This is a genomic window from Intrasporangium oryzae NRRL B-24470 (genome assembly GCF_000576595.1).
In the GTDB taxonomy this organism is placed as follows: domain Bacteria; phylum Actinomycetota; class Actinomycetes; order Actinomycetales; family Dermatophilaceae; genus Intrasporangium_C; species Intrasporangium_C oryzae.
On sequence record NZ_AWSA01000083.1, the window covers coordinates 1 to 10,916 of the forward strand.

Sequence of the window (10,916 nt, forward strand, 5' to 3'; positions counted from 1 at the left end):
GGCGACGCCGAGACGCTCCGCGCGGTCGCTGCGCGTCTGGCCCGCGCGGCCGCGGCGGCTCGGGACACCGCGACGGTCCGCGGGGACGCTGTGCGGCTGCTGCCCGAGGTCTGGTCGGGTGTAGCCGCGCGCACGGCAGTCGCCGAGGCGACCGAGCTCGGACGGCGATCCCGCCGGGTGCTCGACGGCATACCGCCGGCGAGTGCCGAGCTGACCCGGTACGCCGCGGCCCTCGATCGGGCGACCACGGCGGTGCGGGCCCTCCAGAGGGAGTGGGATGCCGCCGCGGACGAGCACGCCTGGGCCAGCGCCACGATCCGACTCCGCGCCGGCACGGCGCCCGAGGCGGCGCTCCTGCTCGCCCGGCTCGACGAGGAGCACGCGCGGACGCAGGCGCGACTCCTGCGGCGTGACGAAGCGGTCAGGGCCGAGCTGCGTGCCGCCGGCCGCCGGGCCGCACGGTCGGTGGACGCCCTCTCCGACACCGTGGCACCGGGCGGTGTGACGCCGTCGCACGACGCGGTGCGTCGTGCGGTGACGGGCGGCCTCTCCTTCGCCGAGGGCGCCTCCCGGGTCGCTGCCGCACAGGCACTGGCCGTGGCGGACGCGGCGGCCCTGCGTCGGCTCACCGATCCCCGGACGTATGCCGCTGACCCCGGCCTCGGAGATCTCCTGGCCCGGGTGCGCGGCCGAGTCGAGGACCCGCTCTACGCACAGGCCCTCGTCGCCGAGCTCTGGGTCGACGGGCTGGGCCAAATCCTGTCCGCGGTCGGCGTTCACCAGTCCCGAAGTGAGGCGGGGCAGTCCGTCGCAGGCGTGATCGGCTCGCTCCTGATCTCGGCGACGGCCAGACCGCCGGCCGGCCTCGACCCACGCACGGCGGCGCAGGTCGCCTCCCGCGCAGCGCTTCTCGGGGACGAGCTCGTCGACTTCGCCGGCGCGGAGGTCACGTCCGCAGGAGGGCGGTTCCGCCATGCGGGGTACTGGCTGCTCGGGCAGGCGCTGACGGGCGCGCGTCGGGGTGGCGACAGCAGGGCGCTCCCGCAACCGCTCCTGACGCGCCTCGTGACAGCGACGATCGACGCCGAGGTCGCGGAGACCCGTGACGACGACGTCGAGCGCCGCCACGGGACGACGCTGGCGCCCCGTGGGAGCGACCGGTTCGCCTCGCTCTTCGAGGACGCGAACACCACCGGCGACGCCCTCCACACCCTCCTGACGGAGGTCGGCGGCGACACCGCCTCCCGGCTCCAGGTCCTGAGCGCGGCGACGGGCCAGGACGTGATCCGCAGCGCAGACGGCGAGCGGCTCGACGTGGCCGAGTACCTCGTGCGTCGGTGGATCGCCTACGCCGCCGAGTCGAGCGCTTCGACACCCGACCTCCGCCTCGCGACCAACGACGACCTGCTCGACCTCCTCAGGTCGTCGACCGGCGACGGGAGCGAGGCGGCCGCGACGGTGCGGTCCCGCGTCATGACCGAGATCGCACAGACGAGCGCCTCGGCACGCAGCGAGCCGTCGACCGCTCGGCAGTTCGAGACCAACGAGGGAGCCCTCGAGCCCCTCGTCGTCGAGTGGCTGCACGAGATGCGCGCGAGCGTGCTCGCGACCATCGCGGCGCCGTCGTGCGGGGCCCCGGTGGGGCGCGCGATGGAGGGGCCCGAGGGCTTCGAGCCGGTCCTGACCGCGGGCGAGCTGGCTGCGATCGTCGGCGCCCTCGCCGTGGGAACCGACATCAGCAGCGGGAGCCAGGCGCCCGCAGGTGCGCACCAAGAGCTGGTCGAGGGCGAGGTGGCGGCGGCGCGCGAACGTGCCGCTCGTGGCGAGGCCGTCGACGACGCCCTCATCCGTGTCGCGTTCTACGAACGGGCCGGTTCGGCGGCGCTCCTGGGCGAGGCGGCTCGGCAGGACGGTCTCAACCAGCGGCTGCTCCGGGATGCGGCCGAGGGCAAGAACGCCCTCGTCGCCGTGCGCACGGGGCCGGGGGGGCTGCTGGACGCGCTCCGGGCGATCCTCACCACGGGCACGACGCGGGGCGCCGGTGACGACCTCGTCATCAGCCTGCTGCGCTCCGATGTCTCGGCCGAGCAGGCTGCGGCCAACGAGGAGCGGGAGGCGCGGATCTCCGCCGAGCTCGCGCGGTTGCTCACCGGACCCCGCGGCCCGGCATCCGCGAGCGCCCTGTGGGCCATCGCGAGCCGGGCCGCGCCGGTGATGCCGACGAGCGACGAGCTTCGCGCCGCACGCCGGGCCGAGGTGCGAGACGCGGCCGAGACGGCCTTCACCAGACGTGTCACGGAGGGCCTGTCCAGCCTCTTGGACCGGCTTCCGACCCGAGGCCGTGACGGCCTCGAGATCGCCGAGGGCCGCGACGGGCCGCTGCGGGAGTTCGAGGCCCTGCCGCGTGGCAAGAACAAGTGGGTCCGTGTCGTCCCCACCGAGGACGCCATCCTCGAGCTGCACGCGACCATCACGAAGGACGCCGTCGTCGACCCGGACCGCTGCTACGACACGAGCTTCTGGATGATCCGCCCGGACGGGATCAGGGTCTCCCTCAGGATCGAGTCGGACAGCGGCGGCGCGACGATCGAGCTCGAGTTCCCAGACGGTACGAGAAGAAAGGTCCATGTCGGTGAACCACGCAAGAGCAGACGCAGAGCAGGATGAGGGCGCAATGATCTCGGAGCTGGTCGTGCGGGCCAGCCACGACTGGCTCACCGCTCGTGACTTCCTCACGGTGGCCGCGGGAGGCGGGGAGCCGGACGGACTGGCGGCAGCGGCCGGCGCGGCAGCCCTGGCCGCCGCGATGCTGCGGGCGGGCCTGGTCGTACCCGGCGACATCGTGGCCGGCCGTCACGTGCCCTGGGACGGGCCTGCCGACGACTGGGACTCACGGATCGCCGCGCACTGGCTCGCCGAGCCGGAGCGGTCGGGCAGCGACGGGTTCGTCTGGTTCGAGCCGACTGAGCTGGCCCTCGGGCTGGCGCGGGCGCTCGGTGCGCCGTCGGCCGACTGCGTGGGGCTTCCCTCCTACCCGGGTTCCTGGACCATGCGCCCCGACGGCATCAAGGTCGGGCTGCGCCGCGCGTCGGCCCGGGGCGGGGCCGTCATCGACGTCCTCCACCCCGACGGCACCGAGGAGAAGGTCGTGACCGGCGTCGCAGTGTCAGCGGCCGCCGTCGCCGTGCCCCGTGACGAGGTCGACGAGGTCCTCACCCGGGCGGCCGACGACTGGGTCTGGGCCGCGAGCATCTTCGACGCGGCTTGCGTCTGGGCGGGCGACGGCTCCCAGGACGCCAACGGAAGCTCAACCGAAGATGCCCCGGGGAACCTCCCCCAAGGCCCGACCTCGGAGCCGGCCCAGGACCCCACCGAGCGAGCGGTGGCCCTGTTGGGGCTGCTCCTTCGCGAGGGGCTGCTCCGGCCGGGCCGCATCGCCTTCGGACGCTTCCGCCCGTGGCCGTGCTCCACCGAGGAGGCCATCGAGCGTGTGGCGGCTCACTGGCGCTCACTCCCCTACCGGCTCGGGACGCTCGACTTCTTCGTGTGGTTCGACGTCACGGACCTCGGCCTCGAGCGCCTGGACCGGTTCGACCGGACCCGAGCGGCACCCGAGGTGGCGACTCGGTCCGGAGACGGCCCGACCAGCCTTCGTGCTGAGCCACCGGACGACGGACTCGGGAGCTAACCTCGCACCCATGTCGACGCCCCGGCCCTACCTCGCCCGGACCCCGGTCGCCCTCGCGCACCGGGGCGGGGCGCTCTACGGGCCCAACGTCGGGCTCGAGAACACGATGACGGCCTTCGGCAATGCGGTCGACCTCGGCTACACGCACCTCGAGACCGACGTGCACCTGACCCGGGACGGCCGGATCGTCGCCTTCCACGACGATCGGCTCGACCGCGTGACCGATCGCACCGGCCTGATCCGCGACCTGCCGTGGTCCGAGGTCGCATCGGCGCGTCTCGTCGGCGACCACGCCGAGGAGGCCATCCCCCTCCTCACCGACGTCATCGACGCGTTCCCCGGCATCAACCTCAACATCGACCTCAAGGCGCCGGGCACGGCAGGGCCGTTGTGGCGGCTCATCGAGGAGCGCGGCCTGCACGACCGCGTCTGCGTCGGGTCCTTCTCGCAACGCAGCCTCTCGCACTTCCGCCGACTCGCACGCGGACGGGTCGCCACGGCCGCGGGGCAGATCGGCACGGCCTTGGCCGTGCTCGCGCCGCGGATGCTGTCCGCCGTCCTCCGCACACCGGCCGACGTCTTCCAGGTGCCGACGTCGGTGCCGCTGAGGGGGCGCACGGTCGAGGTCGTCACGCCGAAGCTCATCGAGGTGGCGCACGCCCACGGCAAGCAGGTCCACGTCTGGACGATCGACGACGCCGGCGAGATGGAGCGCCTGCTCGAACTCGGTGTCGACGGCCTCGTCAGCGACCGGATCGACGTTCTCAAGGACGTCCTGACGCGACGCGGCGTGTGGACGGGACGCGACTGAGCGGCATACCGCTCCCCGCGAGCTCCTCAGCGTGCGAGCACGTGCCCCCGGCTCGTGCTCACCCGGGTCCACCGGCCGTGTGCGGCGACGGTGGCCGGCTCACCCGGCCGCGTGAACCCGAGGACGTGCGCTCCGAAGGCGAGTCCCGCGGTGACCGGCGGAACCGTGTCGGTCATCGCACCCCAGACGCGGCGCCGCAGCGCCGCGACCGCCTGCGCCCCCGCGCCTTCGGGGGTCCCGGCGGCGACGTCCGAGATGCCCTGCGCCGCAAGATCATCGACGACTCCTCCGTCGAGGCTGCCCACGGGCTCCCATCCGCCGCGAGGCGGAGTGAGACCGGCCCACGACGCCTGGACCGTCGTCGGGGGGACGTGGAGCGTCGTCGTCCTGCCGTCGGCCCTCGCGAGCCGGTCGGCGACGGAGGCGAACGCGACCGTCACGTCGAGCGGCGGCCCCGGCACGACGGGCACGATGCGCATCCCGAGCACGGTCCCCTCACCCATCAGCCCCGAGCCCTCGAGCACGGCCACGGTCGCGACGAGGACGCTGCCGAGGACCTGCAGACGGACCGATCCCTCCGGGCTGACACGGCGAGAGCGTCCGATGAACGTCGCGAAGTCGGCGAACCCGCGCGGGTCGCCGAAGTCGATCTCGCTCACCGGCGCCGCCTCCGGAAGGGAGCCGCGTCGCCCAGGTGGACCCGGATCGCCTCCCGCTCCTCGGGCCGCATCCGCCGCGGCGAAGCGGAGGCGAAGTCGTAGAGCGCGAGCTCCGTCTCGGCCACGGCGTACACCGTGTCACCGACGCCCTCGGGATCACGGACGATGTAGGCGACGTCGAAGCCAGCGCCGCCGACGCGCGAGACCCACAGCTCGATGCGCACCGGCTCGTGACGGAAGCCGAGTGGACGGAGGTACTCGATCTCGTGCCGGGAGACGAGCACACCCTCCTCGAGCATCGAGCGGTCGCCGGCTCCCCCGCCGTCGAACCAGTCGCGGAAGGCGATGACCCGGGCGTCCTCGAGGAGCCGCAGGAACTGCACGTTGTTGATGTGGGCGTAGGCATCCATGTCCGACCAGCGCAGGGACACGTGCGCGGCATACGGCCTGAGGTCGTCGGAGGGGGCGCTCATGCGCCCATCCTCCCAGCCCTGTCCACACCACTTGCCGGGTGTCCACCACTGTCCACACCCCGCCGTATGCCGCTGGGTCCCGTCACCGCGGGCCCGTAGGTTGGGGGCATGGCGAGCTCACCCACTGCACCTCCGGCTACCGACCTGCGCGCGCGGGCCACGATCGCGCTGCGCCGTCTCGTCGGCCGCGACGACGTCGACTTCCGCAACGGCCAGCTCGATGCGATCGCCGAGCTCGTCGAGGGCCGGCGCCGGGTCCTCGTCGTCCAACGGACCGGGTGGGGAAAGTCGGCCGTCTACTTCGTCGCGACGGCCCTGCGCCGCGCCGAGGGCGCCGGTCCGACGGTCATCGTCAGCCCACTGCTCGCCCTCATGCGCGACCAGATCGCGGCAGCCGAGCGGGCCGGGATCCGAGCGGTGACGCTCAACTCGACCAACGCCGACGAGTGGGGGACGGTCTCCGGTGCCCTCGCCCGTGACGAGGTCGACGTCCTGCTCGTTAGTCCGGAGCGGCTCAACAACCCCCGCTTCCGCGACGAGCAGCTGCCCGCGCTCGCCGAGTCGTGCGGGCTCCTCGTCGTCGACGAGGCGCACTGCATCAGTGACTGGGGCCACGACTTCCGGCCCGACTACCGCCGGATCCGCGACCTGCTGCTCACCCTGCCGGACCGCACTCCCGTGCTCGCGACGACGGCGACCGCCAACGCACGCGTCGTGACCGATGTCGTCGAGCAGCTCGGCGCCGGCGGACACGACGTGCTGACCCTCCGCGGCCCGCTCGCGCGGGCCTCGCTCCGGCTCGGCGTGCTGCCGCTCTCGGCCCCCGAGCAGCGCCTCGCCTGGCTCATCGCCCATCTTGCGGACCTGCCTGGGTCCGGGATCGTCTACGCCCTGACCGTCGCCGCGGCCGAGGATGTCGCGGTCGCCTTGCGCGAGGCCGGGCACGAGGTGGCCGCCTACACCGGCCGCACCGAGCCGGGCGAGCGGATCCGCCTCGAGGAGGCCCTGCGCGACAACCGGGTCAAGGCGCTGGTCGCGACGAGCGCCCTCGGGATGGGCTTCGACAAGCCAGACCTCGGCTTCGTCCTCCACCTCGGCGCGCCGTCGTCACCGGTGGCGTACTACCAGCAGGTCGGCCGTGCCGGGCGTGCCACCGACCGGGCCGACGTGCTCCTCATGCCCGGGCCCGAGGACAAGGACATCTGGCGCTACTTCGCCTCGGCGTCGATGCCTCGCCAGGAGCAGGCCGATGCGGTCGTGCGTGCCCTCGCCGACGCCGGCCGCCCGCTCTCGACCGTTGCCCTCGAGTCGATCGTCGACGTTCGTCGCACCCGCCTCGAGCTGCTCCTCAAGGTCCTCGACGTCGACGGCGCCGTCCAGCGGGTCGCGGGTGGCTGGACCGCCACCGGGGCGAGCTGGACCTACGACGCGGAGCGCTACGGTCGGGTCAGCGAGGCTCGGGAGCGCGAGCAGCAGCTCATGATCGACTACGAACGCACGGGCGAGTGCCGCATGGCGTTCCTCCAGCGATGCCTCGACGACGACACCGCCGAGTCCTGCGGGCGCTGCGACCGCTGCGCCGGGCCGTGGTTCGACCCGGCCATCCCGGAGGCAGCAGTCAACACCGCCCGGTCGAGGCTCGACCGCCCCGGGGTGGTGCTCGACCCCCGCGCGCAGTGGCCCACCGGCATGGAGCGACTCGGCGTGCCGCTCAGGGGCCGGATCGCCCCCGGGGTCTCCAGCGAGCCCGGACGCGCGGTGGCGCGTCTCAGCGACCTCGGCTGGGGCCAGCGCCTGCGCGAGCTGCTCCGCGGCGAGGACCGGCCTGTCACGCAGGAGATCGTGCGGGCCTGCGTGCAGGTCCTGGCCGGGTGGGGCTGGGACGAGCGCCCCGTGGCGATCGTCTCCGTCCCCTCCCGTCGGCGCCCCCAGCTCGTCGGGTCCCTCGCCACCGGCCTCGGAGAGCTGGGGCGGCTTCCCTACCTCGGGGCACTCGACCTGCTCGATGGTGGTCCCGTCGGCGATCCGGGGGGCAACAGCGCCTTCCGCCTCGCCAACGTGTGGGGCCGGCTCGGGGTCGGGCCCGACCTCGCGGACCGGCTGCGCGGCATCCCCGGGCCAGTGCTCCTCGTCGACGACGTCGCCGACTCGCGGTGGACGCTCACGGTCTGCGCGGGTCTGCTGCGGGAGGCCGGCGCCCCGAGCGTCCTGCCGCTCACGCTCGCGGTGGAGGGCTGATCGGGGCGAGCAACGATTGGCTAGGGTCGTGCCGTGACCGACGACCTGACAGCGCTGCCGCCCCTGGCCGACCTCATCGACGTCCTCACGCTCCGTGAGCTCGGGACCGCGCACATCTCGGTCACCGGGATCGAGGGCCAGGACGCCGCCTCCTCCATCGGCGCCACCTCGGCCCGCGTCTTCGAGGGCCGCAGCCAGAAGATGCCGCACGGGCGGGTCTTCGGCGGGCAGGTGCTCGCCCAGTGCGTCATGGCTGCCGGGCTCACGGTCAGAGACGTCGTCGGGGACGGCCCGCGGCCGATCCACTCGCTGCACGGCTACTTCATGCGACCCGGGGACGACACCCTGCCGATCCGGTTCGCCGTCGAGGAGATGCGCGACGGCGCGTCCTTCTCGACGCGGCGGGTTCATGCCATCCAGAAGGGCGCGCCGATCATGTCGATGACGTGCTCGTTCCAGGAACGTGCCGGGGGTCTCGACCACCAGGACCCGATGCCCGAGGTCCCCGGCCCCGACGAGCTGCGCTCGCTCTCCGACGTCTTCGGGGGCATCGACCATCCCGGGGCCAAACACATCGCCGAGTCCCGGCCGATCGAGCAGCGCCACGTCGAGGGCAGCGTGTTCCTCGATGCCGGCACCGAACGCGTCGCGGAACAGCACGTGTGGATGAGGGCGATCGGCGAGCTGCCAGACGACCAGCTGCTCCACTCGGCCGTCCTCGCCTACGCGAGCGACTACACGCTCCTCGAGCCGATCCTGCGGCGCCACGGCGTCGTCTGGACCGACCCCCGGCTGCGCGCGGCGAGCCTGGACCACTCGATGTGGTTCCATCGCGACGTCGACATCTCCGACTGGGTCCTCTACGCCCAGCAGTCGCCCTCGGCGATCAGTGGCCGGGGTCTCGGCATCGGTCAGATGTTCGCGCAGGACGGACGCCTGGTCGCGACGACCGCCCAGGAGGGCATGATCCGGCTCAAGGAGTCCTGACCGGGCACCCGGTCACCGGGTCCGCTCCGGCCGCCGCTGGTGACAAGGTCAGGGCCGCGCGAGGCGGACGACGGCGACGTCGTGAGCCCCCAGGTGTATGCCGTCGGGCGGGGTCGCCCGACGGGGCGGCGCGGCTGCCGGATGGTCGTGGGGCGAGGCGTCGTCCCATGAGGCGAGAACCTCCATGACCGTGCCGCACGGCACCGTCTGCGGCGACGCGGCGAGGTTGGCCACGACCGCCACCGACCCACGGTGCAGGACGAGCCAGCGCGCCTCCTCGTCGAAGCCGACGGAGGTCGCTGTGAGGTCACCGCTTGCGACGTCGGGCTCGGCCCTCCGCAAGGCGATGAGGCGCCGGTAAAAGGCGAACATCCGGGCGTGGCCGGGGTCGGCGACCTCGTCCCACTTGAGAATGCTCGCCTGACGGGCCTCGGGGTCCTGCGGGTCAGGGATGTCGGCCTCGTCCCAACCGTGCCTGGCGAACTCGCTGCGGCGGCCTGAGCGCACCGCCTGCGCGAGCCACTCCTCGTCGAAGGACGTGAAGAACCGGAACGGCGTGCTGGCCCGCCACTCCTCCCCCATGAAGACCATCGCCGTGTAGGGCGAGAGGAGGTAGAGCGCGGCGCCGATCGCCTGCTGGCCCGGGGTGATCGTCTCGCCGATGCGGTCACCCAACGCACGGTTGCCCACCTGGTCGTGGGTCTGGAGGTAGGCGACGAAGCGGTGCCCGGAGATCGCGTGCCGGTCGACGGGCGCGCCCCAGAGGGCCCCACGGAAGGTCGACGTGCGCCCGTCGTGGAGGAAGACCTCGGTCAGCGTCTTGGCCAGGACCGACAGCGGACCTCCCGCAGGCCACACCGGCGTCCCTCCCGCGAAGTCCGCGTAGTAGCCCTGCGTCTCACCCGTCAGGGTCACGTGGAGGGCGTGGTGGACGTCATCGTCCCACTGCGCGCTCATCCCACGGCCGCCGCGCCTCGTCGGCGCCACCATGACGGGGTCGTTGAGATCGCTCTCCGCGATGAGGTCGAGGGGCCGTCCGAGCAGCTCTGCGAGAAGAGCGGTCTCGTCCGACAGCTCCGCGAGGATGTGCCGCGGAGAGGAGTCGCGCAGCTGGTGGACGGCGTCGAGCCGCAGCGCGTCGACATGGAAGTCGCGGAACCAGCGCAACGCATCGTCGACGACCCACCGACGCACGACCTCGCTCCCCGCCCCGTCGAGGTTCACCGCCGGGCCCCACGGGGTCGACGCACCCTCGCTGAAGTACGGGCCGAACGCGCCAAGGTAGTTGCCAGTGGGCCCGAGGTGGTTGTGGACGACGTCGAGGCAGACCCCGAGTCCCCGTGCATGGCACGCGTCGACGAAGCGCTGGAAGGCGGCCGGACCCCCGTAGGCCTGCTGGACGGCATAGGGCTGGACGCCGTCGTAGCCCCAGCCGTGCGTCCCGCCGAACGCGGCGACGGGCATGACCTCGACGACGTCGACGCCGAGCAGCGCGAGGTGGTCGAGGTGGGCCACCGCCGCGTCGAAGGTCCCCTCGGCGGTGAAGGTCCCGATGTGGAGCTCGTAGAGGACGCCGCCGACGCTTCCACGTCCCTCGCGGGGGCCCGGCCAGGCCAGGTCCGACCAGGCGTGCGCGCTCGGGTCGAAGGTCCGGCTCGGGCCGTGGACACCGTTCGGGAGCCAGGCGCTGCGTGGGTCGGGCAGCGGTTCGCCGCCGTCGAGCGAGAAGGCGTAGTCGACCGGCCCGGGGCGCTCAGGGGTCCATGACCACCAGCCCCTCGCCTCCTGCGACATGGCACGGCGGGTCGCGACAGCGGCGAACGAGGCCATCGACAGGGCAGCAGCGTCGTCGGCCGGCGCCACGAGGACGTCCACGGCGGACGCCGACGGGGCCCAGACCCGGACCGGTGCAGCCGTCATGCCGTCTCCCCGCCTGCGCGGACGAGGAGCGCGACCGGCAGGTCGCCGGCGAGCGCCTCGGCAACGGCGCGGGAGCCGCCCTCGACCTCCCGGTGCGTCAACAGGTCGCGCCACCGGCCGGGCGGCAGCGCGACGGTGGC

General features: G+C 73.3%; 7 protein-coding genes and 1 pseudogene. 5 read left to right on the forward strand and 3 right to left on the reverse strand.

Going from position 1 to position 10,916, the window contains the following annotated elements:
- From N865_RS23130 to N865_RS20735, 3 genes and pseudogenes are all read left to right on the forward strand, one after another.
- Nucleotides 1-2,667: pseudogene (locus N865_RS23130) on the forward strand (hypothetical protein); the annotation flags it as partial.
- A gap of 7 nt (nucleotides 2,668-2,674) precedes the next feature.
- Entirely contained in the window at nucleotides 2,675-3,688 is a 1,014-nt protein-coding gene (locus N865_RS20730) for a hypothetical protein (protein ID WP_034810172.1), read from the forward strand.
- 10 nt (nucleotides 3,689-3,698) lie between these two features.
- On the forward strand, nucleotides 3,699-4,499 hold the full coding sequence (locus tag N865_RS20735; protein ID WP_034810174.1) for a glycerophosphodiester phosphodiesterase: 801 nt from the start codon (nucleotides 3,699-3,701) through the stop codon (nucleotides 4,497-4,499).
- A gap of 26 nt (nucleotides 4,500-4,525) precedes the next feature.
- Here N865_RS20735 and N865_RS20740 read toward each other — a convergent pair whose 3' ends face one another.
- Both N865_RS20740 and N865_RS20745 read right to left on the reverse strand, forming a co-directional pair.
- A complete protein-coding gene (locus N865_RS20740) occupies nucleotides 4,526-5,158 on the reverse strand; it encodes a hypothetical protein (RefSeq protein WP_034810175.1) in 633 nt (210 codons plus the stop codon).
- Nucleotides 5,155-5,631, reverse strand: coding sequence for an acyl-CoA thioesterase (locus tag N865_RS20745; protein WP_034810177.1), 477 nt, complete (start codon nucleotides 5,629-5,631; stop codon nucleotides 5,155-5,157). The genes N865_RS20740 and N865_RS20745 overlap by 4 nt, the downstream gene beginning before the upstream one ends.
- A 108-nt stretch (nucleotides 5,632-5,739) precedes the next feature.
- Between N865_RS20745 and N865_RS20750 the strand changes: the two genes are divergently transcribed.
- Both N865_RS20750 and N865_RS20755 read left to right on the forward strand, forming a co-directional pair.
- A complete protein-coding gene (locus N865_RS20750) occupies nucleotides 5,740-7,869 on the forward strand; it encodes a RecQ family ATP-dependent DNA helicase (protein WP_034810178.1) in 2,130 nt (709 codons plus the stop codon).
- A gap of 33 nt (nucleotides 7,870-7,902) precedes the next feature.
- Entirely contained in the window at nucleotides 7,903-8,856 is a 954-nt protein-coding gene (locus N865_RS20755) for an acyl-CoA thioesterase (RefSeq protein ID WP_034810180.1), read from the forward strand.
- Between the two features lie 48 nt (nucleotides 8,857-8,904).
- On the opposite strand, the gene treZ is transcribed toward N865_RS20755, so the two are convergent.
- Nucleotides 8,905-10,776 carry a malto-oligosyltrehalose trehalohydrolase gene (treZ, locus tag N865_RS20760; protein WP_084328436.1) on the reverse strand — a complete coding sequence of 624 codons (1,872 nt, stop codon included), beginning with the start codon at nucleotides 10,774-10,776 and terminating at the stop codon, nucleotides 8,905-8,907.
- Between the last annotated feature and the right edge of the window lie 140 nt (nucleotides 10,777-10,916).

Excerpts from the sequence above, each read along its gene's own strand:
- N865_RS20730 (WP_034810172.1), top strand. The coding sequence starts at position 2,675 with ATGATCTCGGAGCTGGTCGTGCGGGCCAGCCACGACTGGCTCACCGCT.
- N865_RS20735 (WP_034810174.1), top strand. The coding sequence starts at position 3,699 with ATGTCGACGCCCCGGCCCTACCTCGCCCGGACCCCGGTCGCCCTCGCG.
- N865_RS20745 (WP_034810177.1), bottom strand. The coding sequence starts at position 5,631 with ATGAGCGCCCCCTCCGACGACCTCAGGCCGTATGCCGCGCACGTGTCC.
- N865_RS20750 (WP_034810178.1), top strand. The coding sequence starts at position 5,740 with ATGGCGAGCTCACCCACTGCACCTCCGGCTACCGACCTGCGCGCGCGG.
- treZ (WP_084328436.1), bottom strand. The coding sequence starts at position 10,776 with ATGACGGCTGCACCGGTCCGGGTCTGGGCCCCGTCGGCGTCCGCCGTG.